We start from the raw sequence: 25,096 nt of genomic DNA on the forward strand, positions 1-25,096 counted from the left end.
TCGGGGCTAGGAGCGGTAGCGGCCGCTCTCCAGCGACCAGTCCATGGTGCCGCGCACCGAGTTGGCCAGCCCGTCCAGATACTGCCGCAGCGGCCCGTCCAGCGCCGGGCCGAACGACGGTACGGCGTCGCGCAGCTCGACGAAGCGCCGCATGCTCTGCCGCCACCGCCGGACGACCGCCTCGATCGCCGCCTCGACCGGAATCCCCTCCTCCCGGGCCACCGCCAGCACCAGGTTGTGCCCGCCGGAGGTGGCCGCGTCCCGCTCCAGCGACAGCAGGTCGTTGAACCAGGAGAGCAGGTCGTTGGCGGTGTCGGCGACGGCGCGTACCGCCGGGTGGTGGTAGACGGCGTCCGGCACCCGTTGCCCGGTCGCGAACTCGATCAGGGCGTACGAGACGTACGCGGCGGAGGTCGCCCGGCGCAGCGGCACGTACTCGGCGACGCTGGGCAGCCGCCCGTTCGCCTTGTTGGTCGCCTCGATTACCACGCCGTCCAGGTGGTGCGCCACCGCGTCGACGAAACGGTCCCGCCAGGCCGCCGGCATCCGGTGGCTCGGGACCTGCCAGGCGTCGGTCAGCATCCGCCGGAGCGGTCCGTCGAACGCCTCCGACCGGGGTGCCGCCCGGTTCGCCGCCCGGCTCTGCGCCGGGGCCGTCAGCCGGGTCGCCGGCTGGTTGGCGGCCCGGGAACCCGCCGTCGGGGCGGCTGGCTGCTGCCCCGTGCGCGGCTGCGGAGAGGATGTCGGCTGCTGCCGGGCCTGCCGGGGTTGCCCCGGACCGGCGGCCTGCTGCGGTGCCGGGCGGGGCTGCGGGACGCCCGGGTGCCCCGCCCGGCCCGGCCTGGCCACCCATTCGACCGCCGGGTTCCCGGGGCCGGCGGTGGTCGGCACCGGCCGCCCGGTGCCGACCGGTGGTCCCGGCTGTGCCTGCCGGGCTGGCGGTGCCGGTGCGGCCCGGAGCAGCCGCAGTACCCCGTCGCAGAGCGCGGCCACCTCGGCCGGCCGGGGGCGCCGGGTGGCGTCGCAGGCGTCGTCGAGCAGGAAGAACCAGGTGAAGAGTGCGGCGATGACCCGCAGGTCGGCCTCGCTCGCGCCCGGGTAGAGCCGGCCGGCGTACCGGGCGACTCGGCCGCGGGCCAACCGGTCCCGGCCGGCCGCGTCGAGCGGGCCGATGATCCGGTCGGCCCAGTCGACCAGCCACTCCTGCACCGCGTCGGCGTGTGGGCAGAGGCGCGCCGGTATCGGACACCTCAGCTCGGCCGCCCACGAGCTGATCCCGTACATGCCCGGCCCCTTTCGTCCCGCATCGCTCGGGCACAACGTGAGCAGCATGGCAGTTTCGGGCCTGTCTGTGATCGCCGTCGGGTACGTCCTATTTCGCAATGGGTGATGATCCGGTCGCGCAGCCGGACCCTCCGGCAGGTCACGGCCGGGGGCGGTCGGTGCCGCCTCGGGAGCTTGCGGCAGGCTGGTGGGCATGAGAAGGCCGTGGGTGGTCGGCGTCTCCGGAGCGTCGGGTACGCCATATCCGGCCGCCGTGCTCGGCGGGCTCTTCGACGCGGGTGAGCCGGTGGACCTGGTCGTCTCCCGGGCGGCCCGGTTGACGATCCTGGACGAGACCGGCCGTCCCTTCCGGGACGCGCACTGGAAGGACGACCTCGCCGCCTGGCTCGGGCGGGACCTGGCCGGCGCCGACGTGGCGTACTGGCCGGCCGGGGATCTCGCGGCCGGGCCGAGCAGCGGGTCGTACCCGACCCGGGGCATGGTGGTGGTGCCGGCGAGTACGGCGGCGTGCGCCGGGATCGCGATCGGCCTCTCCAAGGACCTGCTGCAACGGGCCGCCGAGGTGAACCTCAAGGAGCACCGGCCGGTGGTGGTGGTGCCCCGGGAGACCCCGGTCACCCGGAGCCACCTGGAGCACCTGATCACCCTGCACGATGCCGGTGCGGTGGTCCTGCCGGCGAGCCCCGGCTTCTACGGTGCCGGGGCCGCCGCCTCCGCTCGGCAGCTCGTCGACTTCGTGGCCGGAAAGGTGCTCGACGCGCTCGGCGTGCCGCACTCCCTGTTCCGGCGCTGGTCCGGCGAGCTGGGGGCCGATCGGGACTGAACCCCTCCGGGCCGGTCCGCACCCACGGGAACCGGCGCGGGTGTCGCGCCGGGTCCGTGCGGATCAGTGCCCGGTCAGTGCAGGCCGACGTTCCCGGCGCCGGTCGGGCCAGGGCCACCCGGGGTGGCCGGTCCGGCGTTGCGGGGCCGGTTCGCGATGCCCTCGTCCACCTCGTCGAGCATGCCCTCACCCTCGAGCAGCGCGCGTACCTCCGACTCGCGGAAGCGGCGATGTCCGCCCGGTGTTCGGATGCTGCCGATACGCCCGGCCGCGGCCCAGCGTGTGACGGTCTTCGGATCGACGCGGAAGAGCGCTGCCACCTCGCCCGGTGTCAGCAGACGATCTCCAGTGTCCACAGCCCCCTCCTCGCGTCTACGAAGCCCCCGGACTGGTAGGACCGCCCCCAGAACACATGCTTGCCAGAGCCTTCGTTTAAGGGACGTACGGCAATTACAACACCGCCGGAGTGTCGTGTCCGGCAAACGCGAAAACGTACTGTGTGTGAGGTTAGGCCGGACGATTTACGGCATTTAACCGCTATGTCAGCAACAATGCTGCCCACCCCGGGAGCCCCGTTCCCACCCGGACTAGGGTCTCAGATCGTGGACGCGATCGACCTGAGCCTCGTCGAGCTGCTGCGCGGCAATGCCCGCCTTTCCTACGCCGAACTGGCCCGGCAGGTCGGCCTCTCCGCACCGGCCGTGCACGAGCGGGTGGGCAAGCTGGAGGCGGGCGGAGTCATCCGCGGCTACCGGGCGGACGTCGAGCCGGAGGCGATCGGGCTCGGCGTCACCGCGCTGATCGGCATCGTGCAGGACTCCGGCGGCGACACCGACGACGTACTCGAGGCGATCCGGGGCATGCCGGAAATCGAATCCTGTTACTTCATGGCCGGAGTGGAATCGTTCCTGCTCAAGGCGCGAGTTGGCACAATTGCCGAGTTGGAACAGCTCATCCTGCGGTTGAACCGGACAGCCGGAGTCGCCTCGACCCGGACAGCGGTCGCACTCTCGACGAAATGGGAGAACCGTCCCCAGCCACTGTCCCCGTCCTGACCCGGCCGCCCACGAGGACGACTTGCTACGTTCCTGCTCATGGAACAGCTCGACCGGTGCGACGACGCCGAACGCGCCTGGGTCACCGAGGCGATCGCGGCGGTGGAGGCGGACGCGAACCGATCCGCCGACACCCACCTGCTCTGCTTCCCGCTGCCCCGCGACTGGGGGATCGACCTCTATCTCAAGGACGAGTCGGTGCACCCGACCGGGTCACTGAAGCACCGGCTGGCCCGGTCGCTCTTCCTCTACGGACTCTGCAACGGCTGGATCGGGCCGCGCACCACCATTGTGGAGGCGTCGTCGGGCTCGACCGCCGTCTCCGAGGCGTACTTCGCCCGCATGCTGGGGGTGCAGTTCATCGCCGTGATGCCGGCCAGCACCTCAGCCGAGAAGATCGCGCTGATCGAGTTCCAGGGCGGCAAGTGCCACCTGGTGGACGATCCGGCCGCCGTCGTGGTCGAGGCCCGCTGGCTCGCCGAGGACCTGGGCGGGCACTTCATGGACCAGTTCACGTACGCCGAACGCGCCACCGACTGGCGGGGCAACAACAACATCGCCGAGTCGATCTACGCGCAGCTCGCCCTGGAACGGCACCCCGTTCCGGACTGGATCGTGGTCGGCGCCGGCACCGGCGGCACCAGCGCGACGATCGGACGCTACCTGCGCTACCGGCGGCTGCCGAGCCGGCTCTGCGTGGTCGACCCGGAGAACTCCGCCTTCTATCCCGCGTGGACCTCGGCCGACTGGTCCGTCACCACCGGCGCCGGATCCCGGATCGAGGGGATCGGCCGGCAACGGGTGGAGGCGTCCTTCCAGCCGAGCGTCGTCGACCGGATGGTGCGGGTACCGGACGCGGCCTCGCTGGCCGCCATGCGCGTCGCGTCGGCGGTGCTCGGCCGCCGGGTCGGCGGGTCGACCGGCACCAACCTGTGGGGCGCGTTCGGCCTGATCGCCCAGATGCGGGCCGCCGGCCGGACCGGATCGGTGGTGACGCTGCTCTGTGACGGCGGCGAGCGCTACACCGACACGTACTACTCCGACGAGTGGGTGGCCGGCCGCGGGCTCGACCTGGCGCCGTACCGGTCCACAGTCGAACGCTTCCTGGTGACCGGCGAGTGGTCCGGATGACGGCCGTACGGCGGGCACGGGTCAGTGCCGGTGTGCCAGCCCGGGATAGTGCAGCACGTAGCCGTCGGCGTCGAGGGCCAGGTCGGCGGTGAAGCTTCCGCTGCTGAACCGGACGTTGCCGCCCTCCAGCACCGTGTAGGTCTGCTCGGCCGGCACCACCTGGAGGCTGGGCACCAGCACCCAGACCACGACGATCCGGTGCGAGCTGCCCGGCGTGGCGTCGCGCAGCCCGAGGCGGCGTACCGGAAGGGTGTTGAACAGCGGTGAGGCGCTCAGGTCGACGTCGACCGCGTCGGCGAGCCGCTCCGGCTCCTCGGTGCCGGGCAGCCCGGCGGCCGGCTGGCCGGCGGCGGCCAGCGCGGCGTCGAGGTCGCCCTGCTCGGCGGTGGTCGCCCGCCAGCGGCCGGCGGCCCGCTCCAACCGCACCGTACGCAGCCAACCGGCGCCCTCGCAGCTCACCTCCAACCCCTCCGCCGCCCAGCGTTCGTCGGTGCGGAGCTGGTAGCGGCAGGTGAAGGGGATCGGGTCGACGGCGAGCGCGGTGCCCCGGGCGGTCAGCCCACGGCCGTCGGCGGCGAGCGCGTGATCCGCACCGGGAACATCCGTGCGGCTCCAGAACAACGACTTCGGCATGGTCGACATGCCCATGGACGTTACCGCCGCACGCCGACCAGCAGGCCCGACCGCGCGAATCGATCCTCGGCCGGCCCGAGGCCGGCAGCCCGACCAGGTCCGCACCGTGCTACGGCGTCGGACCTGGCCAGGAGCCTGGCAGCGGTCAGCGGGCCGGGGTCGGACGCCGGCCGTCGAATCGGCGGCCCCGCCGGTCGTCGAGGCGGTCCCCGGCGGGCCGGTCGTCGCGCGGACGCTCGTCCCGGGACCGGTCCCAGGCCGGCCGGTCGGTGTGCGGCCGGTCGGTGTGCGGCCGGTCGGTGTGCGGCCGGTCGGTGTGCGGCCGGCCATCGTGCCGGAACCCGCCCTGCCGGCCACCGGAGCGCCACTCGCCACCCCGATCCGCACGACCGCCCTGCGGCGCAGCGCCGCCGTCACCGAACCGACGGTCGCCGTAACGGCGCTCGCCCTGTGGCCGGTCGCCGTAACGGCGCTCTCCTTGCGGCCGGTCGCCGTAGCGGCGTTCACCCTGCGGACCGTCGCCGTGCCGGCGCTCGTCCCGTGGCCGGTCGCCGTAGCGGCGGTCGGTCCGGGGACGATCGCCGTACCGGCGGTCCGGGCGGGCACCCGCCGCGCGGCGCCCTGCCGGAGGCTCGTCGACCACCGGTACGCCACTCGGCTCCCGGGCACCCGTCACCTCGGCCAGCGCGGCGTCGCCGGAGCGTACCCGGGTCTGCTCCGGCTCGACACCGGCCTTCTGCAACATCGCCAGGGTGGAGCGGCGCTGCTTCGGCAGTACCAGCGTGGCGACCGCGCCGGACTCACCGGCCCGAGCCGTACGCCCGGCCCGGTGCAGGTAGTCCTTCGGGTCCTTCGGCGGGTCCACGTGCACCACCAGCGAGACGCCGTCGACGTGGATGCCCCGGGCCGCCACGTCGGTGGCGACCAGCACGTTCGTCCGGCCCTCCTTGAACTCGGCGAGCGTGCGGGTGCGTACCCGCTGGGTCTTGCCGCCGTGCAGCGCACCCGCCCGTACGCCGACCGCCGCGAGCTGCTCGACCAGCCGGTCGACGCCCATCTGGGTCCGGGCGAACATCATGGTGCGACCCTGCCGGGCCGCGATCGAGGCCGCCACCGCGAACTTGTCGTGCGGCGGAATCAGCAGCATGTGGTGGTCCATTGTCGACACGGCGGCGGTCGGCGGTGCCGTCGAATGGGTGACCGGATCGGTCATGAACCGCTTGACGAGCGCGTCGACGTCGTTGTCCAGAGTGGCGGAGAAGAGCAGCCGCTGCGCGTTCCCGGGCGTCTTGGCGAGCAGTTCGGTGACGTCGGGCAGGAAACCCATGTCGGCCATCTGGTCGGCCTCGTCCAGCACGGTCACCTCGATGTCGTCGAGGCGGCATACCCCTCGATCGATCAGGTCGGCCAGCCGGCCCGGGGTGGCCACCACGATCTCCACGCCACGGCGCAGCGAGTCGATCTGACGGTCGTACGGCACACCGCCGACGGCCGTCTTGAGGAACACCCCGAGCGCCCGTCCGAGCGGCATGAGGGCGTCGTTGACCTGCATCGCGAGTTCCCGGGTCGGCACCAGGATCAGTGCCCTCGGGTGGTGTGCCCGGGCGCGCGGGCCGGCCGCCATCCGGGCCAGCAGCGGCAGCCCGAACGCCAGCGTCTTGCCGGAACCGGTCTGGCCACGGCCGAGTACGTCCCGGCCGGCGAGCGCGTCCGGCACGGTGGCCCGCTGGATCTCGAACGGGGTGTCGATGCCCTCCCGGCTCAGCGCCCGGACGAGCTGCCGGGGCAGCCCGAGCGCGGCGAAGTCCACCGGCTCCGAGACGACGGCCTCGGGCTCGACGGCCTCGCGCTCTACCGTCTCCGGCTCGGCGGCCTCACGCTCTACCGTCTCCGGCTCGGTGGCCTCACGCTCTACCGTCTCCGGCTCGGTGGCCTCGGACTCGGTGGCCTGGGGCTCGGTGGCCTGGGCGGGATCCGAATCGATCCGCTCGGAAATGGTGTCGTCCGGTGCGGCGACCACGTCCGGGGAGGCTGCGGCGAGCGCGCCGGAATCGTCGGCGGTCATCGTGTCGGCGCAATCGCCGAGTGCACCGGCAACAGCCGGCACGGTCAGAACTTCTTGCTCATCAGACGCGGCGGTCCCGGTGGAAAGGGAACCGGATTGCGCGTCGAACACGGACGGAAACATGCTGGGATCAGCAAAGGTCGTCAAGGATACCTCTCAAGCGGGGCGCATCTTCGCGATGGCCCGCCGCGACAGAGGTCGCCGCCGATTTGCCCGCAAGATCGCCCGGAGGCGCGTGGCACGCGCCAGGTCAACAATCCATCCGAGTGTACGGGGACCAGCCGCAACCGCCACCTCGCCGCGCACGCCAGTGGGCAGGCTCACCACCCGCGAGCGCCGGCCCGGCACCCGCCGGACGCTGGCGTCAACTGCTCAGCAGACCGTCGAAGAGGCTGCTGAAGGCGTCCCCGACCAGGAGCACCACCAGCAGTCCGACCGCCACCAGGATGCCGAGCCCGATCAGCAGCACCAGTACCACCCTGGTGGTGTTCGTCTTCTGCGCCGGGGTGTCCGTCCAGCCCTGGGCCAGGATGTGGCCGGTCAGCGAACCCGAGTTCTCGACCTGGTTGGTGGGCATCGAGACGGTGACGTGCCCCTCCGGGCCGCCGTACACGGTGCCCTCCGCCCGCTGGTCCCGCGCCCAGTCCCGATAGCCCGGCGAGTGCGGCGTCGGCCCCGACGGGAGCGGCGAGGCCGGGCCGGCACCCGGCGGGCGGCCAACCGTCGGTGGCCGGCCGACCGGTTCGGCGGCGACGGCGGGGCCCGGGTCGGCGGTCGGCAGTGAGTAGCCCGGCGCAGCACCGCTTACCGAGTTCGCCGAGGACATCGGGTTGGTCGGTGGCGGCCAGCTCGGCAGGGCGGGCGCGGGGACCACCAGCGGGGCCGGCGGCGAGGGCTCCGCCGGCCGGCCGCCCGGACCACCGGAGACCGGCATCGCCGGGTACCCCACCGAGGCTGCCGCCGACGTCGGCGGGTACGGCAGCGGACCCGGGGGCACCGGTCCGGGGTTCGGCGCGGGGCCCGGCGGCATCGGCGGGTACGGCGCGGGGCCCGGCGGCATCGGCGGGTACGGGCTCGGGCCCGGCGGTACCGGGTTCGGGAGGGGCGGTGCCGGAGCGGGCCGGGGCGGTGTCGGCGGGTACGGCGACGGGGCCGGCTCGGGCTCCGGGCTGGGCGCCGGGGGTGCCGGTGCGGGAAACGGGGTGGGCGCCGGATCCGGATCCGACGGTTCGGGTGCCGGTGGCGTCGGCGGGTGTGCCGGTTCGGGTGGTCCGGACGGCTCCGCGGGACGGGACGGCGACGGCGGGCTGGTTGGATCCGGTTCGGTACTCCGGTAGACCTTCGCCACCCCCGGCACCGCGGCCACGGCTGCGGCCTCGTTCGGCAGCACCGGAGACAGTCCCGGTACCGAGGCACTGGCCCGGGTGGTGCCGGCCCGGCCCCGGCTGGCGCTGCGCTGCGGCGGCACCGTGTACGACGGGGTGCCGCCAGCGGGTGCCCCGACGTCCCGGGAGGACTGGCCGGGGGTGGCCGGCGGTGTCGACAGGCCGACAGCCGGCGGGGCGGTGAAGTGCACCGCTCCGGGGCGCTCCCGGGGTTGGCTCGCCGGCTCGACCGGGGCGGAGCCGGACATGCCGGTGGCGGCCGGCGAGACGGAGGCAGACCCGACGGGTGGGACGGATGCCGAACCGACCGGCGACACCGCGGCCGGCCCGCTCGACGGGGTCGACGGGCTCGGCGGGGTCGACACGTCCTTGACGGCATTGGCGAACGCCGACCACGGGGAGTCGACCGCCGGAGTCTGCGGACGTCGCCGCTGCAACGGTGGGACCGGCGTTCCCGGGGGCACCGGGGTCGGCGTCGGCGTCGATGCCCGAGCATCTGCGGCCGGTGCGGAGGCGGGGGTCGCGGACGCGGATGCCGGGGTGGCGGTCGCCGGGGTGGCGGGGCTGTCGAGTTCACCGGCCCGGTAGGTGCGGCTGCCCGAGGAGGCGGCGGGCATCGAGGCGATCTCCGCCGCGGTGGGGGTCGTGACCGCGGTACTCACGGCCCGACCGCGTACCGGCTCGGCCGTGCCGCTCTCCCCGGCCGGCTCCGGTACGGCGACCGGCTCCGACGCGTCCACCTCGGCGATCTCCACGCCGCCGTCGTCGCCGGGCGCGGGACTGTCCGGCGACTCAGCGGCGCCTGCCGGCTCAGAGGTGGCTGTGGACCCAGGGCTGACTGGCGACTCAGGGTTGTCCGGGGGCTCGGCACTGGGCGGCGACGTCGGTCCGGCTTCCGCCTCCGGTCCGGCTTGCGCCTCCGGTCCGGCTTGCGCCTCCGGTCCGGCCTCGGGCAGATCTACGTCCCGGTCCCCTCCGGCGCTCGCCTCCGGGGCCGCGTCGGAAGCCTCCACCTCTGGAGCGTCCGAGTCCGAGTGAGAGATGTCCGGGGCGTCCGAGTCCGCGCCGGAGGCGTCCGGGACCGGGCGGGACACATCCGGGACCGAGGGCGAATCGGCGGAACCCGGCGGCTCGGCTGCGGGCGGGTCTGCCGGCGAATCCTGCGGCGGGTCCGCCCAGAGTGCTCCGGCGGTGGGCGGTGGAGGCGGCTGGTAGGGCTCGGAAAGCTCCTCCTCAGCCGGCGGTTCCGGCAACGCGGTACCGACCGGCGGTGGCGGCGGCAGCGGGGAGAGTCCGCTCTCGTCCACGCCCTCCGCTCCGGACCCGGTGGCCGCGGTCCGACCGTCCGAGTCCGGGCGCGCCTCCCCGGTAGCCGGTCTGACCTGCGATTCGTCCATTGTTGCCTCCCGCGCCCACACCCGGGCCGGTAGGCCGGGTCGGAAGTACGTCAACCCTCACCGTGCCATATCTCAGCACGGGCGCACAGCCGGCCGGCTACCGGCACACTCAGTCGCTGTCGGGGCTACCGTCCGCAGCCGGAGCCGACCCGCTGGCACTCGGGGTACCGTCGCTCGGCTCGGCTGCCGAGCTGGTGACCGGCGGCGTCGGCGGCCGGGTGCTCGTCGGCGGGTTCGGAGGTGCCGGCGTCACCGGCGGCGTCACCGGCGGCGTCGCCGGAGGCGTGGTCGGCGCACTGGTGGGCGGAGTGGCCGGCGGCGTCGTCGGCGCTGTGGTCGGCGGCGTCGTCGGCTGGGTGGTCGGGGGTGGCGTGGTCGGCGGCGGCGTGGTGGGCGGTGGGGTGGTCGGCGGTGGGGTGGTCGCGTTCGGCGCCGGCACCGCCGGGAAGATCCGGGTCGCGGCGTAGAACCGCGACCACCAGACGGTCGAGACCTTGACCACGTCGCCGGTGGTCGGCGCGTGCACCATCTTGCCGCCGCCGATGTACATGCCGACGTGGTGGATGCTGGTCCAGCTACTGCCGGAGGCGAAGAAGACCAGGTCGCCGGGGAGCAGGGCCTCCCGGGCCACGCTCTGGTTGCGGGTGCCGTTGTACTGGTCGCGGGAGACCCGGGGGATCCGCTTGCCCACCGAGAGATAGGAGGCGAGCATCAGGCCGGAGCAGTCGAACCGGTCCGGACCCTCGGCGCCCCACAGGTAGGGGTCGCCCCGCTGGGCGAGCGCGTAACGCATCGCGGCTCGCGCCTTGGGGTGCGCCATCATCCCGGCGACGCTGTCGCTGCCGATCGTCGCGCCGATGCGCTGCTCGGCGGCCTCCCGGGCCCGCTCGATCGCCTTGAGCTGGTCCGCGTTGTCCCGCTTGAGTTTCACCAGGGCGGCGGAGCGTTCCTTGTACCGCTTGTCCGCTGTGTTGAAGGCGGTGACCTTCTGCTGGTACGTGCCGGACGCTGCCTGGTAGGCCGCCTCCGCCTGCCGCTCGGCCTGCTGTGCCCGGGCCACCTCACCGGCGGCCAGTTCGGTGTCGCCGGAACGTTGCTCACCGCGCTGGATCCGGCCGAGCAGGTCCAGCCCGTGCAGATCGGAGCCGAAGGCACCCGGCGGCAGCCCGGCGGCGTCCTTGAGCGCACCCGCCGCCGCGTTGTCGGCCGCCGTACGGGCGTTGGCCAGCTCCAGCCGGGCCTTCTGCCGCGCCCCGTCGGCGGTGGTCATCTCGGTGGTGGCCGTGTCCCGCTCCTGCCGCAGTTGCAGCAGTTGGTCGCCGAGTTGGGCGACCTCGACCTCCAGCGCCATGATCTGGCTCGCCAGCGGGCCGTTCACGCTCGGCGGCAGCGGATAGGACGGCGTCGTCGGCACCCCGGTGCCGGTGGGCACGTTGGGCGCCCCGACCGGCTGCGGGCGTACCCCGGCGTCCGGGACCGTGCTCGGCAGCGGCGGGTCGGCGTAGACCGGGGTCGCCATCGCGCCGGCCACGATCGCGCCGACCAGGGCCGACCAGACCAGCGGGCGTAACACCGGCGAAACCGCGTGGACTGCCCGGTCCGGTCGTCCGCGCCTGCTGCTGGCCATGCCGCTCCCGTCCCGTGCACAGCAGCGCGCCCGGCGCGGCTGTGGTATCGCCATACGTGGTGTGTCGCGTCCCACTTTGTCTTACCTCAATGTGCGGAGGATGTCGATCCGACGGCGGGTAACGAGACGCTGAGAAGCTGGTTAAGGGTACCTGGATCGGTGAACTACGTCGCTGCCGCCGACCGCCTCGGCCGGTGGCCCCGGCACTCCACGTAGGCTCGTGCGGGGATCGTGCCTGGAGGGACGTGCTGCGATGGACGCCGGACACAAGCGTGAGCTGGAAGAGAAGGTCTACGCGGGAGTTCGGCTCGACCGCGCCGACGGTGCGGCGCTGTACGCCAGCGACGACCTGGTCTGGCTCGGTCGGCTGGCGCACCACCGGCGTACCGGGGCGGACGGCGACGACCGGGTGCTGTTCGTCGTCAACCGGCAACTGCGGCTGACCGGCTTCTGCGCGGTCGGCTGCGCGTACTGCGCATTCGGCTCCGGGCGGGCGGAAGAGGGTGCCGCCCCGATGCCGGTCGACGAGGCCGTACGGCACGCCACCGAGCTGGCCGCCGACGGGCTCACCCAACTCGATCTCGTCAACCCGCTGCATCCGGCGCTGCCGTGGCGGCACTACCCGGAGCTGCTGCGCGCGCTGACGGCGGCGCTGCCGGACGTCCGGCTCACCGGGTTCGCGGCGACCGAGCTGCACTGGCTGGAGAAGTCCACCGGCCGGCCCGCCGACGAGATCCTCGACGAACTCGTCGCCGCCGGCCTGGCGTCGCTGAGCGGCGGCGGAGCCGAGATCTTCGACCCGGAGGTACGGCGGAGGCTCGGCCTCGACGACTGTTCCTGGGAGGACTGGTCCCGGATCCACCGGCTCGCCCACGCCAAGGGGCTCGGCACCCCGGCGACGATGCGGTTCGGTCACGTCGAGGAACCCCGGCACCGGGTCGACCACGTGCTGCGGTTGCGTGAGCTACAGGACGAGACGGGCGGCTTCACCAGCTTCCTGCCGCTGCGCTACGAGCACGACCTCGCGGTCGCGGCCGGCGACGGCGGGCGCGGGTCGCGGCAACCGACCGAGACCCGGCAACCGACCGAGACGGCGTCGCCGGCCGAGTCGCTGAAGACCTTCGCGGTCTCCCGGCTGCTCCTCGACAACGTGCCGCACCTGGGATGCTGCTGGGCCACCCAGGGGCGGTCGGTGGCGCAGCTCGCGCTGAACTTCGGCGTGGACGACCTGGCCGCCGCGGCGGTCGGAGACCGGACCGGCCACGGCACCGACCGGGCCGGTACGCCCGCAGTGCTGTCCCGGGAGGAGCTGCTCCAGCTCGTCTGGGACGCCGACTTCCGCCCGGTCGAACGGGACAGCCGGTACGCGGTGCTGCGCGAGTACGACGCCCCGCCGAGCCTGGCCGAACGTCGGGCCGAGCCGCAGCAGGTCTGGGCCTGATCCGGGTCGGCGACCGGTTCAGCCGAGGGTCAGTTCGGCCCGTACGCCGCCGCCGGGGCGGGGCGTCAGGGTGAACGCGCCGCCGTGCGCCCGGGTCACCGCGTCCACTATGGCCAGTCCGAGGCCGGCGCCACCGCTGCCGTACACCCGGTCCTGCCGGCCCCGCCGGAACGGCTCGACCAGCTCACGCAGCCGCTCGGCGTCGACCTGTTCACCGGTGTTCTCGACCACGATCGTCGGCCCGTCGGTGCGGATCCAGACCGTACCCCCGGGGTGGTTGTGCCGGACCGCGTTGCGGACCAGGTTGTCGACGAGCAGCTCCAACAGGGTCGGGTCGGCCTGGACGCTGCTCGGGGAGAGTTCGGCCCGTACCCCGACCGACCGCTCCGCCAGCTCGGCCGCGCGCCGGTCGAGCGCCTCCCGGGCCAGCCGGTCCAGCCGGACCGGGCAGAGCGTGCCGGTGCCGTGCTCGCTGCGGGCCAGCGCGAGCAGCCCGGTGACGATCCGGTCCTGCCGGTCCAGCACCGTGCTCAGCTGACCGGCCAACGCCGCCAGGTCCGGGCTGGCGCCCGGTGTCGCGGCGGCGACCTCGACCAGGGTGCGTGAGGTGGTCATCGGGGCGCGCAGCTCGTGCGAGGCGTTCGCGGCGAACCGGCGCTGCGCCTCGAACGCCGTCTCCAGGCGGTCCAGCATGCCGTTGAAGGTCTCGGCGAGTTCCCGCAGCTCGTCGTCTGGGCCGGAGACCGGGATCCGCTGGTCGAGATTGCGTTGGGAGAGCCGGCGGGCCGCACCGGAAACCAGGTGTACGGGCCGGAGCACCCGACCGGCCATCAGCCAGCCGAGCCCGGCGGAGGCGAGCGTCATCACCCCGATGGTGAGCGCCGAGTTGCGGACCAGCCGCTCCCGCAGCTCCCGGCGGGCCGCCTCCTTGGCCTGGAGCAGCCCGTCCGACCGGTCCAGCTCGGCAATCGTCGCGGTGAGCTTCGCCGGTGGCGGCGTCACGGTCTTCCGCAGCTCCACGGCTTTCGACGGGGGTTGACTCTGCGACGACGGGGCGAAGGTGAGGGTGATGATCAGCGTGGCGACCGCCGCACCGGAGAGCGCGAAGAGGGTGGCGTAGAGCAGCGTGAGCCGGGTCCGCACGGTGAGCCGGGGCCGCCAACGCCGGCCGGGTGCCCTGCCCCCGGGCATGGTCGGGCCGGCCATCACGGGATCCGGTAGCCGGCGCCGACCACGGTGTCGATCACCCCGGGCTGGCCCAGCTTCTTGCGCAGCGTGCCGACAGTGGTCCGCATGGTGTTGGTGAACGGGTCCGCGTTCTCGTCCCAGGCCCGCTCCAGCAGCTCCTCGGCGCTGACCACCGCCCCCTCGGCGGAGAGCAGGACGTGGAGCACCGCGAACTCCTTCGGGGCCAGCCGGACGTAACGGGAGTCCCGGGTCACCACCCGCTGCGCGGGGTCGAGCCGGATACCGGCCCGCTCGATCACCGGCGGTCGGGCCGGTGCGACCCGGCGGAGCAACGCGTGCACCCGGGCGACCAGCTCGGCGAAGGCGAACGGCTTCGGCAGGTAGTCGTCGGCGCCGAGGTTCAGCCCCTCGACCCGGTCGCGCAGCGCCGACGCGGCGGTGAGCATCAGGATCCGGGCGTGCTGCCCGCCGTCCTGCACCAGCCGCCGGCACACCTCGTCGCCGAGCACCTCGGGCAGGTCCCGGTCCAGGACCACCACGTCGTACCGGGTACTGCCGGTCCGTTCCAGCGCCTGCGCCCCGTCCAGGGCCACGTCGACACTCATCGCGTGCTGTCGCAATCCCCGGGCGATCGCGTCGGCCAGCATCTCGTCGTCCTCGGCAACCAGAACCCGCATGCCACGAGTAAACGCCGTCCGGGTTAAAGACGACCTCAAGAATTTCGCGCATTCTCTGTTCACGCCCTACTCCCGATGCTGGTCCGGCACATCTCGAACGGGAGGAACCAGCGGATGCGGACCAGAATCGGCGGCGTACCGGTCGCCGCGCTCTCCCTGCTGATCGGGCTGGCACTGGCCGGCTGCGGCGGTGACGGCACCGACCCGGGCGCCGGTACGCCCACCTCGGCGGCGTCCGGCGGGGCCGACCCGGCCGGCGAGCTGCGGGCCGCCGGGCTGCACTTCAGTTCCTGCATGCGCGAGCGCGGCTACGACGTACCCGATCCGGTCTTCGACGAACGCGGTTTTCCGGGCTTCGCGGAGCCGGAGCTGCGCGGCGACCCGCGCTACGAGGCGGACCGCGCCGAGTGCCGGGTGGCGCTGGACGCGGCGGCGGTGGCGGCCGGCGCACCGACCAGGGACGAGCTGGCCGAGCAGCTGCTCGCGTTCGCCCGGTGCATGCGGGAGCGGGGCGTCGAGATGCCCGACCCGCCGGCCGGCGGCGGACTCCGGCTGGACGGCGAACTGCTCTCCGCCCCGAACTGGCGGCCGGCCGCGCAGGCCTGCCGGGAACACCTGCCGGCCAAGTACGCCGACCTGGTCGACGGGCTGCCGCCCGGACCGAAGTCGACCGGGCGGACCAAGTGAGCGCACCCGCACAGGCCGATCCGGACCGGTTCGTGGCCGGGCCACCCGCCGGGCCGGGTCCGGCGCCGGCTCCCGGGTGGCGCTGGCCGCGCCGGCTGGCCGGCGTCGCCGTTCTGCTGGTGCTGGTCGTCGCCGGGCTGGCCGTGCACCGGTACGTCGACCGCCAGCCCGCCGAACCCGGCCCGGTCGCGGCGACCCTGCCGACCCGGCCGGTGACCCGCTCCGACCTGGTCTCCTCGGTGCAGGCGACCGGCCGGCTCGGCTTCGCCGGCGCGTACCAGCTCGTCGGGCAGGCGGCCGGAACGGTGACCTGGGTGCCCCGGCCCGGCGACGTGGTCGAGCGCGGGGAGCGGATCCTCGGCGTCGACCTGCGCCCGATCCCGCTGCTCTACGGCGCGCTGCCGCTCCACCGTCCGCTCGCCCCGGGCAGCAGCGGCGCCGACGTGCGGCAACTGGAGCGGAACCTGGTCGAACTCGGGCACGCCGAGCCGGCCCGGTTGACCGTCGACGACTCCTTCACCGGGGCGACCGCCCGGGCGGTCCGACGCTGGCAGCGCGACCTGGGCGTGGACGAGACCGGCCGGGTGGCCCCGGGCGACGTACTGGTGGCACCCGGCGCGGTCCGGGTCGGTGCGGTGCAGCCGCTGATCGGCCAGCGGATCCAGCCGGGTGCTGCGGTGATGGCAGGGACCGGCACCGGGCACAGTGTCCAGCTCGACCTGCGGCTGTCGTACCGGGCGCTGGTCCGGGTCGGTCAGGCGGTCCGGATCCAACTGCCGACCGGCCGTACCGTCGACGGCACGGTGGCGACGCTGGGCAGCACCGTGCAGGCCCCGTCCAGCCAGGGCCAGCCCGGCGGTACGGCGGCACAGGCCGGTGGGCAGCCGACCGGTTGCCAGGGCAACTCCTGCCCGCAGACGGTGCCGGTCGAGGTGCGGATCAGCGGCCCGGAGAGCCGGCTCGGCGGGGTCTTCGAGGGGGCGGTCACCGTCACCTTCCCGGCCGAGACCCGGCGGGGCGTGCTCAGCGTGCCGGTGGAGGCACTGACGGTCGGCCCCGACGGGGCGTACGCGGTGGTCGTGGTGGGCCCGGAGGGCGGCCGGCGGAGCGTACCGGTGCGTACCGGGATGTTCACCTCCGGCCGGGTCGAGGTCTCCGGGGCGGGACTCGCCGAGGGCGATCAGGTGGAGGTGCCGACGCTGTGAGCGGATCGAACGGTGAACCCGTACTCGAACTGTGCGCCGTCTCCCGGCGGTACGGCGACCTGCCGGTGCTGCGCGACGTCGACCTGCGGGTCGACCGGGGTGAACTGCTGGCCGTGGTCGGACCGTCCGGCTCGGGCAAGACCACGCTGCTCCAACTGATGGGCACCCTGGACCGGCCCAGCGAAGGCAGCGTGCGGGTCGACGGTCGGGACACCGGCCGGATGCGGGACGCGGAGCTGGCCGCGCTGCGGGCGTACCGGATCGGTTTCGTCTTCCAGCAGTTCTTCCTGACCCCGACCCTCTCGGCCGTCGACAACGTCGCCACCGGTCTGCTCTACACCGGCCTGCCGGCGGCCCGGCGCAGGGAGCGGGCGGTGGCGGCACTGCACCGGGTCGGGTTGGCGCACCGGCTCCGGCACCGGCCGGGGCAGCTCTCCGGCGGCGAGTGCCAGCGGGTGGCGATCGCCCGCGCGGTCGTCGGCGGGCCGGCCGTGGTACTCGCCGACGAGCCGACCGGCAACCTCGACTCGCGCTCCGGCTCGGCCGTGCTGGAGCTGCTGCGCGAGCTTAACGACGACGGCACCACCGTCGTGGTGGTCACCCACGACACGGCGCTGGCGGCCGTGCTGCCCCGCCGGATCCGCCTGCGGGACGGCCGGATCGTGGCCGACGAGCCGGCGCCACCGCGCCGGGTCGAATCGGCGGCGGTGGCCGGATGACCGGCCCGGGGTCTCCGGCCCGGCTGCCCCGGTCCCGGCTGCGGGCGGCCGACGTGCTGCCGCTCGGCCTGCTCGGCATCCGGGGTCGGCCGGCCCGGGCGGCGCTCTCCGGCCTCGGCATCGCCATCGGCATCGCCTGTGTCGTCGCCGTGCTCGGGATCTCCGCGTCCAGCCAGGCCGGGCTGCTGGCCCAGATCGACGCGCTCGGCACCGACCTGCTCACCGTGCAGCCCGGCAAGTCGCTCACCGGCGAGGAGGCGCGGCTGCCGGCCGAGGCGCCGGCCATGATCGCCCGGCTGCCGGGGGTCCGGGCCACCGCGCACGTCGGCCGGGTCGACGGTGGCGTGTACCGGCACGACCGGATGCCGGCCGGCAACAGCGGCGGGATCTCGATCCTGGCGGCCAGCCCCGGCCTGCCGGCGACCCTGGGGGTGCCGGTGGTCTCCGGAAGCTGGCTCAACCCCGCCACCGAGCGCTATCCGGCGGCGGTGCTCGGCTCGGCCGCCGCGCGCCGGCTCGGCGTCACCGAGGTACGCGGCAGCCCGCAGCTCTTCCTCGCCGGCCAGTGGTTCACCGTGGTCGGGGTACTCGGGCCGGCGGTCCTCGACCCGGCCGTCGACTCGGCGGTGCTGGTCGGGGTACCGGTGGCGGTGCAGCGGCTCGGCTTCGACGGGCTGCCGACCAGGATCTACCAGCGGTCCGCCGAGGAGGCGGTGCCCAGGATCCGGGACCAGTTGCCGATGGTGGCGAACCCGGCCAGCCCGAGCGAGGTCGAGGTGAGCCGCCCGTCGGACGCGCTGGTCGCCCGGGCGGCGGCCGAGGCGGCGTACACCGGGCTGTTCCTGGGGCTCGGCGCGGTGGCGCTGCTGGTCGGCTGCGTCGGGATCGCCAACGTGATGGTGATCGGGGTGCTGGAGCGGCGGGGCGAGATCGGGTTGCGCCGGGCGCTGGGCGCGACCCGGGCACACGTACGCCGGCAGTTCCTGACCGAGTCGGTCCTGCTCTCCGTTTCCGGCGGTGCGGCCGGCGCCGTGCTCGGGGCGGGAATCACGATCGGCTACGCCGCCGCCCGGGACTGGGCGGTGGTGGTACCGGTCGACGCGGTCGCCGGAGGGCTGTTCGGCAGCCTGCTGGCCGGTGCGCTCGCCGGGCTCTACCCGGCGGCCCGGGCCGCCCGGATGCCGCCGACCGGGGCGCTCCGGGCGGGATAGCCGCCGACCGTCGATCGGGTACCCCCGGGTCGCCGTGCCGTACGGCCCGGACCGGCAGGGGTGGTTCGGCGCCCGCTCACGTACCCTCGAATGGTCATGAGCGGGCGGAGCGGGCGCGGATCGGCGTCGACGCCAGCCGGCGTGGAGCGCAGCGGAGAGGCGGCATGACCGAGCGGAGCGAGCGGGCGCCCTTCCCCCGGCGGGACGACCAGGGGCGGGTCGTGGTCCTGGCCGACCTGCTCGGCGTCGCCCTGGTCGGGGTGGTCGTCGGGCTGGTGGCGCTGCTCGTCATCGACCTCGGCGCCTCCCTGGTCGGGCTGGGCGAGTTCGGCCGGGCGAGCGGGTGGCTCGCGGTGGTGCTGCCGGCCTGGATCTTCGTCGAGGAGTTCCGGGCCTGGCGGTTCGGGCCGGCCCGGGTCGCGGCGGCGCTGGTGGCCGCGGCCGTCGGGATCGCCGTCGGACTGCTCGCCGCCGGGCTGGCCGCCTCGGCCCCGCCGCTGGTCTCGGGCGGGCTGGCCGCAGCGGTTTTCGCCATGGCGTACGCGTTGGTGTGGTTTGTCGGCGTCCGCTGGCTCGCCGGCCGGACGAGCTGATCGGAGATGCGCAGATGAGTCCCGCCGTGAAGTACACGCTGGGCCGGATCGGGCTGTTCCTGGCGGTTGCCCTGGCGCTCTGGCCGGTCGAGATGAACCTCTTCCTCAAGCTGATGCTGGCGGTGGCGTTCTCCGCCGCGCTGGCGTTCTTCCTGCTCCGTGGCTGGCGGGACGAGATGGCCCAGCAGCTGGCCGGGGCGGCGGAGAAGCGCCGGGCCGAGAAGGAGCGGCTGCGCGCCGCGCTGGCCGGGGACGACAGGCCGACCGACGCGGAGAAGCCGACCGACCGGTCCTGAGCGACCGACCGGTCCGGACGTCGCGGCGCGCGGACCCGGCACGGCACCGACCCCGCACCCGGACGTCGTTGGCCGGGTACGGGGTCGATGATCCTCCCCAGGCGGGCTGGTGCCGGTGCGACTACCAGTTGGTCGAGCCGGCCAGCTTCGGCCAGGGCTTCCAGCACGGCTTGATCAGGTACGCGATCCCGCCCGACCCGCCGGAGACCCCGCCACTGGCGTTGATCCGCTTGGTCCGCAGCCAGATCTGCTCGAACTGGTCCCGCCGGTAGACGTTGCGGACCACGTCGTTGCTCGACGACGCCGGATCGTTGATCACCACGTCGCCGTCGGCGGTGAAGCCGACCACCACGAAGAGGTGTCCCGAGGTGCCGTAGTTGGCTCCCTCCAGCTCCTCGGCCAGGAAGGACTGGCTGGTGACCACCGGGATCCCGGCGGCGATGAAGTGCTCCACCTCGTCCAGCGAGTGCAGCCGGGTCACCTTGGCGTCCAGCCCGTACGAGGCGGCGTACGCGGTGTTGAACGGCCAGTTGCCGCAGCCGGAGTACGTGTAGTCGTAGGTCATCCGGGCGGCGTGGTTGACCGACGGGTCCGGGTAGTCCGGGTTCACCCAGGCGGTCTCCTCGGCGGACGGCTTCTTCCCCCAGTACTCCAGCACCATCGTGGTGGAGGTCGGCGAGCACCAGGCCTGGCCGCCGCCGTCGTATTCGGGGTAGTGCCCGGCGTGGATGTTCTGCGAGTAGCGGGGCACCGCCAGCTCCCGGCCCCAGGCGATCCGGCCGGTGCTCGCCGGCACGGTGAACCGGTCCGGCACCAGCGAACTCATCGCGCCGAGCAGCCAGACCCGGGGTGAGCGGCGGCTCTCCGGAGCGCGGTAGAGGGTCAGCCGCAGCTGGTAGGCCCGCAGCAGCACCCCGGTCGCCACGTCGTCGATCGAGAAGGTGTCGGTCCAGATCGTCGAGTACGGGTCGCCCTGCCGGTTGACCGAGGTACGCCGGATGTCCTGGTCGCCGGCGGCCCACCGGCCCATGACGTACCACGGGGTCAGCGCGCCGGTGTTGTAGGTGCCCTGGAGTTCGATCTGGATCCAGGTGCCGGCCGGGGTCTCGGCGTTCCACGAGGCGACCAGTTCGCTGGCGTCGAAGCCGACCGGGGTGACCGGCGAGGTCCAGGTGGCGTACGACCAGGTGCGGGTGGTGCCGGTGTGCGGGTCGGCGTATTCGGTGGTGCCGGCCGGGCGCAGCATGGCGATCCCGGTGCGTACGCCGGGGAGGGCGACGGTGCCCTGGTGGGTGCCGCGCCGCCAGTCGGAGTAGCTGGAGAAGTCCTGCCAGGTGATCTGCTCGTCGTGCGGCACCGGGCGGGGGCGACCGGGCGCCGTGCCGGCCCGGGCCGGCATGCCGGTGCCGAGCAGGGCCAGGCCGGAGAGGCCGGCGAGGGTGAAGGTGCGTCGGCTGATCGGGTTCGGCGAACTGGCCATCGATGCTCCGCAGGGGGACGAAGGTCGGGGTCCTGTCGCCACTATTCCGCTTGGCAGGAACTTTCGCCAGATGTCCAAGCCAAGAAAATCTTTGCCGAGAGAAGGGTGCAACTGGCATTGGACGTCAAGTGATCCATATTGATATGACCATGGTACGGATGGTGCAGTGTGCACTACCCAGCGGAGTCCTCCCTACCCCCAGGAGGTTTACATGCCCTTCCGCACCTGGATCTCCGGGCCGTCGATCCGGCACCGGACCCGGGCCGGCACGCTCGCCGGCACCGTCGTGCTCGGACTCGTCGTGGCCGGGATCGGTCCGGCCGCCGGCACCGCCAGCGCCCAGCCGGACCGGTCCGGCACCGAACCCGCCACCAGCGCCGAATACCGGGTGACCGGGCCGCGCACCCTGGCCGACCGCAACGCCGTGGCCGCCACCGGTACCAGCATCGACTACGCCGAACACGGTGCGCTCTACGTCACCGCCACCCCGGCCGAGGTGAAGGCGATCACCGCGCTCGGTTTCGAGGTGGCAGCCGTACCGGCACCGCCGGACCGGGGCCAGCACCAGCACGACGGCGACGTCGGCGTGCTCGACTTCCCGCCGGCCGACTCGGCGTACCACAACTACGCCGAACTGAACGCGGTGCTCAACCAGGTCGTCGCCGACCATCCGAGCATCGCCCGCCGGTCCAGCATGGGCACCTCCTACGAGGGACGCGACCTGCCGGTCATCAAGATCTCCGACAACGTCGGCACCGACGAGAACGAACCGGAGATCCTGTTCAACTCGCAGCAGCACGCCCGCGAGCACCTGACCGTCGAGATGGCGATCTACCTGCTCAACCTCTTCACCGACAACTACGGCTCGGACTCCCGGATCACCAACATCGTCAACACCCGGGAGATCTGGATCGTCCCGACGGTCAACCCCGACGGCAGCGAGTACGACATCGCCACCGGTTCGTACCGGTCCTGGCGGAAGAACCGGCAGCCGAACAGCGGCTCGTCGAACGTCGGCACCGACCTGAACCGCAACTGGGGCTACAACTGGGGCTGCTGCGGCGGCTCGTCCGGCTCGACCTCCTCGGAGACCTACCGGGGCCCGTCGGCCTTCTCCGCCCCGGAGACCGCCCGGCTGCGCGACTTCGTCAACAGCCGGGTCGTCGGCGGTGTCCAGCAGATCAAGGTCAACATCGACTTCCACACGTACTCGCAGCTTGTGCTCTGGCCGTACGGCTACACCACCGCGAACACCGGGCCGGGGCTCAACGCCGACCAGGAGCGGACCTTCCGGACCCTCGGCCAGCAGATGGCGGCCACCAACGGCTACACCCCGGAACAGTCCAGCGACCTCTACATCACCGACGGGGACAGCCTGGACTGGATGTGGGCCACCCACAACATCTTCGCGTACACCTTCGAGATGTACCCGGGCTCGGCCGGCGGCGGCGGCTTCTACCCGCCGGACGAGGTGATCCCGGCGCAGACCTCCCGCAACCGGGAGGCGGTGCTGATCCTGAGCGAGTACGCCGACTGCCCGTACCGGGTGGCCGGGCTCCAGGCGACGTACTGCGGCAGCGGCGGTGGCGGCACCACCGTCTGGTCGGACACCTTCGAGACCGCGACCGGCTGGACCGTCAACCCGGCCGGTACCGACACCGCCACCTCGGGGGCGTGGGAACGGGGTACCGCCCAGGCGACCGCGTCCAGCGGCGCCAAGCAGCTCGCCGCGTACGCCGGCAGCAACGACCTGGTCACCGGCCGGCTGGCCGGCGCGGCGGCCGGTGACCACGACGTGGACGGCGGCGTCACCAGTGTCCAGTCACCGGCGATCACCCTGCCCGGGAGCGGCACGTTGACGCTCTCCCTGGCCTGGTATCTCGCGCACGGCTCGAACGCCTCGACCGCGGATTACCTGCGGGTCAGCGTGGTACACAGTGGTGGGACGACCCAACTGCTCAACCAGGCCGGTGCGGCCAGCAACCGCAACGGCGGCTGGACCACGGCCACCGCCAACCTCTCGGCGTACGCCGGGCAGTCGGTGCGGCTGCTGGTGCAGGCCGCCGACGACTCCGGGGCCAGCCTGGTCGAGGCGGCGGTCGACAACGTGACGATCACCAGTTCCTAGTGGCTCGACCCCGGGCCCGCTCGGGCGGCGGGCTCGGGGCGCCTCACTCCGCGAGAGCGTCCAGGATCTGCTGCCCGTACTTCGCGAGCTTGTTCTCCCCGACGCCGTTGACCCGGGCCAGCTCGGCCAGGGTCCTCGGCGGCTCGGCCGCGATCTGCCGCAGGGTCGCGTCGTGGAAGATGACGTACGCCGGTACGCCCTGCTCCTTGGCGGTTGCCGCCCGCCAGGCCCGGAGCCGTTCGAAGACCGGCTCGGCGGCCGGCGACAGCGCGGCGGCGGCGGTTCCGGCCGCACGCGGCTTCGCGGCCCGGCCGCTCGACCCCGCCCGGGGCGCCTCCCGGCGCATCCGCACCTCGCGCCGCTTGCCGAGGACGTCCGCGCTGCTGTCGGTGAGCGCCAGCGTGCCGTAGTCGCCCTCGACCGCCAGCAGCCCCTGGGCGAGCAGCTGCCGGACCACCCCGCGCCATTCGGACTCGGTCAGCTCGGTGCCGATGCCGAAGACGCTGAGGGTGTCGTGCCGGTGCTGGGTGACCTTCTCGGTCTCTCGGCCGAGCAGGATGTCGATGGACTGGCCGGCGCCGAACCGCTGGTCCCGCTCGCGGTGCAGCCGCAGCACGGTGGAGAGCAGCTTCTGCGCCGCGATGGTGCCGTCCCAGGACTCGGGTGGGGTCAGGCAGGTGTCGCAGTTGCCGCACGGGCCGCTCTGCTGGCCGAAGTATTCGAGCAGTCGGATCCGCCGGCACTCGACCGTCTCGCAGAGCGCCAGCATGGCGTCGAGGTGGGTGCCGAGCACCCGGCGCCGGGCCAGGTCGCCGTCGGAACCCTCGATCAGCTTTCGCTGCTGCACCACGTCCTGCAACCCGTACGCCAGCCAGGCGGTCGAGGGCAGTCCGTCCCGGCCGGCCCGGCCGGTCTCCTGGTAGTAGCCCTCGATCGACTTCGGCAGGTCGAGATGGGCGACGAAGCGTACGTCCGGCTTGTCGATCCCCATTCCGAAGGCGATCGTCGCGACCATCACCAGCCCGTCCTCGCGGAGGAACCGCTGCTGGTTGGCGGCCCGGGTCGGCGCGTCGAGCCCGGCGTGGTAGGGCAGGGCCGGGATGCCGTTCTGCACCAGGAACTCGGCGGTCTTCTCCACCGAGGCCCGGGAGAGGCAGTAGACGATGCCGGCGTCACCGGGATGCTCGGTGCGGAGCAGGTCGAGCAGCTGCTTCTTCGGCTCCCGCTTCGGCACGATCCGATACTGGATGTTGGGCCGGTCGAAGCTGGCGACGAAGTGCCGGGCGTCCTTGAGGTTGAGTCGGGCCGCGATCTCGGCGTGGGTGTCCGGGGTGGCGGTGGCGGTCAGGGCGATCCTGGGCACCGCAGGCCACCGCTCGTGCAGCATCGACAGGGCCAGGTAGTCGGGGCGGAAGTCGTGGCCCCACTGGGCGACGCAGTGCGCCTCGTCGATCGCGAAGAGCGCGATGTTGCCGCGGTCGAGCAGCCGGAGCACGTGTTCGGAGCGGAGCGCCTCGGGAGCGAGGTAGAGCAGGTCGACCTCGCCGGCCAGGAAGGCCGCCTCGACCAGCCGCCGGGTCTCGAGATCCTGGGTGGAGTTGAGGAAGCCGGCGCGTACCCCGAGGGTGGTCAGCGCGTCCACCTGGTCCTGCATCAGCGCGATGAGTGGCGAGATCACCACCCCGACCCCGTCCCGGACGAGCGCGGGGATCTGGTAGCAGAGCGACTTGCCGCCGCCGGTCGGCATCAGCACCAGCGCGTCGCCGCCGAGCACGACCTGGTCGATGATCTCGCGCTGCTCGCCCCGGAAGCTGTCGTAGCCGAAGACCCGGCGCAGCACGTCGAGGGCGTCGCCGGTCCGCTGCTCGTTCTCGCCGGTCCGCTGCTCGGCTTCGCCGGTCTCGCTGTTCTGCTGGTCCGTCTCGTCGGTGCGCTGCTCGGTGGGGAGGGCCATCCGGCGGATTCTACGAGGCCCACCCGACGGAAATCGACCAGTCGACCCGGCCCTCGGTCGAGTCTTACGCTCCTGATCAGCGGGAACAGGCTGCGGATGGCGCTATGCCGCTGCCGG

The 25,096-nt window shown here is 73.4% G+C and carries 21 protein-coding genes; 11 read left to right on the forward strand and 10 right to left on the reverse strand.

What is annotated here, in order from left to right:
* Positions 1-6 precede the first annotated feature (6 nt).
* Complete coding sequence (locus V1634_RS00305; protein WP_331205691.1) at positions 7-1,284, reverse strand: terpene synthase family protein; 1,278 nt, start codon at positions 1,282-1,284, stop codon at positions 7-9.
* Positions 1,285-1,477: 193 nt separating this feature from the next.
* Between V1634_RS00305 and V1634_RS00310 the strand changes: the two genes are divergently transcribed.
* Positions 1,478-2,107 carry a UbiX family flavin prenyltransferase gene (locus tag V1634_RS00310; protein ID WP_331205692.1) on the forward strand — a complete coding sequence of 210 codons (630 nt, stop codon included), beginning with the start codon at positions 1,478-1,480 and terminating at the stop codon, positions 2,105-2,107.
* Between the two features lie 74 nt (positions 2,108-2,181).
* On the opposite strand, the gene V1634_RS00315 is transcribed toward V1634_RS00310, so the two are convergent.
* Positions 2,182-2,463, reverse strand: coding sequence for a BldC family transcriptional regulator (locus V1634_RS00315; protein ID WP_331205693.1), 282 nt, complete (start codon positions 2,461-2,463; stop codon positions 2,182-2,184).
* Positions 2,464-2,709: 246 nt separating this feature from the next.
* Here V1634_RS00315 and V1634_RS00320 point away from each other — a divergent pair, with 246 nt between their 5' ends.
* Complete coding sequence (locus tag V1634_RS00320; protein ID WP_331205694.1) at positions 2,710-3,162, forward strand: Lrp/AsnC family transcriptional regulator; 453 nt, start codon at positions 2,710-2,712, stop codon at positions 3,160-3,162.
* Positions 3,163-3,201: 39 nt separating this feature from the next.
* Positions 3,202-4,293, forward strand: a complete 1,092-nt coding sequence (gene cds1 / locus V1634_RS00325; RefSeq protein WP_331205695.1) for an L-cysteine desulfhydrase Cds1 — start codon at positions 3,202-3,204, stop codon at positions 4,291-4,293.
* Between the two features lie 21 nt (positions 4,294-4,314).
* On the opposite strand, the gene V1634_RS00330 is transcribed toward cds1, so the two are convergent.
* The 4 genes from V1634_RS00330 to V1634_RS00345 form a co-directional block, all read right to left on the reverse strand.
* Entirely contained in the window at positions 4,315-4,935 is a 621-nt protein-coding gene (locus V1634_RS00330) for a putative glycolipid-binding domain-containing protein (RefSeq protein ID WP_331205696.1), read from the reverse strand.
* A 136-nt stretch (positions 4,936-5,071) separates the two neighbouring features.
* Positions 5,072-6,991: a DEAD/DEAH box helicase gene (locus tag V1634_RS00335; RefSeq protein ID WP_331205697.1), complete on the reverse strand. Its 1,920-nt coding sequence runs from the start codon at positions 6,989-6,991 to the stop codon at positions 5,072-5,074.
* Between the two features lie 364 nt (positions 6,992-7,355).
* A complete protein-coding gene (locus V1634_RS00340) occupies positions 7,356-9,131 on the reverse strand; it encodes a hypothetical protein (protein ID WP_331205698.1) in 1,776 nt (591 codons plus the stop codon).
* 751 nt (positions 9,132-9,882) lie between these two features.
* Positions 9,883-11,400: a C40 family peptidase gene (locus tag V1634_RS00345; RefSeq protein WP_331205699.1), complete on the reverse strand. Its 1,518-nt coding sequence runs from the start codon at positions 11,398-11,400 to the stop codon at positions 9,883-9,885.
* Between the two features lie 253 nt (positions 11,401-11,653).
* Between V1634_RS00345 and V1634_RS00350 the strand changes: the two genes are divergently transcribed.
* Complete coding sequence (locus V1634_RS00350; protein WP_331205700.1) at positions 11,654-12,841, forward strand: radical SAM protein; 1,188 nt, start codon at positions 11,654-11,656, stop codon at positions 12,839-12,841.
* A gap of 18 nt (positions 12,842-12,859) precedes the next feature.
* Here V1634_RS00350 and V1634_RS00355 read toward each other — a convergent pair whose 3' ends face one another.
* Positions 12,860-14,047, reverse strand: coding sequence for a sensor histidine kinase (locus V1634_RS00355; protein WP_331205701.1), 1,188 nt, complete (start codon positions 14,045-14,047; stop codon positions 12,860-12,862).
* Positions 14,047-14,706 (reverse strand): response regulator transcription factor, encoded by a 660-nt coding sequence (locus tag V1634_RS00360; RefSeq protein WP_331205702.1) that lies wholly within the window; start codon positions 14,704-14,706, stop codon positions 14,047-14,049. Before V1634_RS00360 ends, V1634_RS00355 begins: the two co-directional genes overlap by 1 nt.
* A 114-nt stretch (positions 14,707-14,820) precedes the next feature.
* Here V1634_RS00360 and V1634_RS00365 point away from each other — a divergent pair, with 114 nt between their 5' ends.
* From V1634_RS00365 to V1634_RS00390, 6 genes are all read left to right on the forward strand, one after another.
* Entirely contained in the window at positions 14,821-15,393 is a 573-nt protein-coding gene (locus V1634_RS00365) for a hypothetical protein (RefSeq protein WP_331205703.1), read from the forward strand.
* Complete coding sequence (locus V1634_RS00370) at positions 15,390-16,598, forward strand: efflux RND transporter periplasmic adaptor subunit (protein ID WP_331205704.1); 1,209 nt, start codon at positions 15,390-15,392, stop codon at positions 16,596-16,598. Before V1634_RS00365 ends, V1634_RS00370 begins: the two co-directional genes overlap by 4 nt.
* Positions 16,595-17,317 carry an ABC transporter ATP-binding protein gene (locus tag V1634_RS00375; protein ID WP_331205705.1) on the forward strand — a complete coding sequence of 241 codons (723 nt, stop codon included), beginning with the start codon at positions 16,595-16,597 and terminating at the stop codon, positions 17,315-17,317. Before V1634_RS00370 ends, V1634_RS00375 begins: the two co-directional genes overlap by 4 nt.
* On the forward strand, positions 17,314-18,528 hold the full coding sequence (locus V1634_RS00380; protein ID WP_331205706.1) for an ABC transporter permease: 1,215 nt from the start codon (positions 17,314-17,316) through the stop codon (positions 18,526-18,528). Before V1634_RS00375 ends, V1634_RS00380 begins: the two co-directional genes overlap by 4 nt.
* Positions 18,529-18,692: 164 nt before the next feature.
* Entirely contained in the window at positions 18,693-19,121 is a 429-nt protein-coding gene (locus V1634_RS00385; protein WP_331205707.1) for a hypothetical protein, read from the forward strand.
* 14 nt (positions 19,122-19,135) lie between these two features.
* On the forward strand, positions 19,136-19,417 hold the full coding sequence (locus V1634_RS00390; RefSeq protein WP_331205708.1) for a DUF4229 domain-containing protein: 282 nt from the start codon (positions 19,136-19,138) through the stop codon (positions 19,415-19,417).
* Between the two features lie 121 nt (positions 19,418-19,538).
* Here V1634_RS00390 and V1634_RS00395 read toward each other — a convergent pair whose 3' ends face one another.
* Positions 19,539-20,897: a C39 family peptidase gene (locus tag V1634_RS00395; protein ID WP_331205709.1), complete on the reverse strand. Its 1,359-nt coding sequence runs from the start codon at positions 20,895-20,897 to the stop codon at positions 19,539-19,541.
* A gap of 211 nt (positions 20,898-21,108) precedes the next feature.
* Between V1634_RS00395 and V1634_RS00400 the strand changes: the two genes are divergently transcribed.
* On the forward strand, positions 21,109-23,025 hold the full coding sequence (locus V1634_RS00400) for a M14 family zinc carboxypeptidase (protein WP_331205710.1): 1,917 nt from the start codon (positions 21,109-21,111) through the stop codon (positions 23,023-23,025).
* A 43-nt stretch (positions 23,026-23,068) separates the two neighbouring features.
* On the opposite strand, the gene recQ is transcribed toward V1634_RS00400, so the two are convergent.
* Positions 23,069-24,979, reverse strand: a complete 1,911-nt coding sequence (gene recQ, locus V1634_RS00405) for a DNA helicase RecQ (RefSeq protein WP_331205711.1) — start codon at positions 24,977-24,979, stop codon at positions 23,069-23,071.
* Between the last annotated feature and the right edge of the window lie 117 nt (positions 24,980-25,096).

The sequence above is a fragment of the Plantactinospora veratri genome (assembly GCF_036421995.1).
GTDB classification, from domain to species: Bacteria; Actinomycetota; Actinomycetes; order Mycobacteriales; family Micromonosporaceae; genus Plantactinospora; species Plantactinospora veratri.

Bases quoted from the DNA above. Each gene is read 5' to 3' on its own strand.
- V1634_RS00400 (WP_331205710.1), top strand. From the start codon at position 21,109: ATGCCCTTCCGCACCTGGATCTCCGGGCCGTCGATCCGGCACCGGACC.
- V1634_RS00385 (WP_331205707.1), top strand. From the start codon at position 18,693: ATGACCGAGCGGAGCGAGCGGGCGCCCTTCCCCCGGCGGGACGACCAG.
- V1634_RS00390 (WP_331205708.1), top strand. From the start codon at position 19,136: ATGAGTCCCGCCGTGAAGTACACGCTGGGCCGGATCGGGCTGTTCCTG.
- V1634_RS00395 (WP_331205709.1), bottom strand. From the start codon at position 20,897: ATGGCCAGTTCGCCGAACCCGATCAGCCGACGCACCTTCACCCTCGCC.
- V1634_RS00360 (WP_331205702.1), bottom strand. From the start codon at position 14,706: ATGCGGGTTCTGGTTGCCGAGGACGACGAGATGCTGGCCGACGCGATC.
- recQ (WP_331205711.1), bottom strand. From the start codon at position 24,979: ATGGCCCTCCCCACCGAGCAGCGCACCGACGAGACGGACCAGCAGAAC.
- V1634_RS00335 (WP_331205697.1), bottom strand. From the start codon at position 6,991: ATGACCGCCGACGATTCCGGCGCGCTCGCCGCAGCCTCCCCGGACGTG.
- V1634_RS00305 (WP_331205691.1), bottom strand. From the start codon at position 1,284: ATGTACGGGATCAGCTCGTGGGCGGCCGAGCTGAGGTGTCCGATACCG.
- V1634_RS00345 (WP_331205699.1), bottom strand. From the start codon at position 11,400: ATGGCCAGCAGCAGGCGCGGACGACCGGACCGGGCAGTCCACGCGGTT.
- V1634_RS00310 (WP_331205692.1), top strand. From the start codon at position 1,478: ATGAGAAGGCCGTGGGTGGTCGGCGTCTCCGGAGCGTCGGGTACGCCA.
- V1634_RS00365 (WP_331205703.1), top strand. From the start codon at position 14,821: ATGCGGACCAGAATCGGCGGCGTACCGGTCGCCGCGCTCTCCCTGCTG.
- V1634_RS00330 (WP_331205696.1), bottom strand. From the start codon at position 4,935: ATGTCGACCATGCCGAAGTCGTTGTTCTGGAGCCGCACGGATGTTCCC.
- cds1 (WP_331205695.1), top strand. From the start codon at position 3,202: ATGGAACAGCTCGACCGGTGCGACGACGCCGAACGCGCCTGGGTCACC.
- V1634_RS00350 (WP_331205700.1), top strand. From the start codon at position 11,654: ATGGACGCCGGACACAAGCGTGAGCTGGAAGAGAAGGTCTACGCGGGA.
- V1634_RS00355 (WP_331205701.1), bottom strand. From the start codon at position 14,047: ATGGCCGGCCCGACCATGCCCGGGGGCAGGGCACCCGGCCGGCGTTGG.
- V1634_RS00380 (WP_331205706.1), top strand. From the start codon at position 17,314: ATGACCGGCCCGGGGTCTCCGGCCCGGCTGCCCCGGTCCCGGCTGCGG.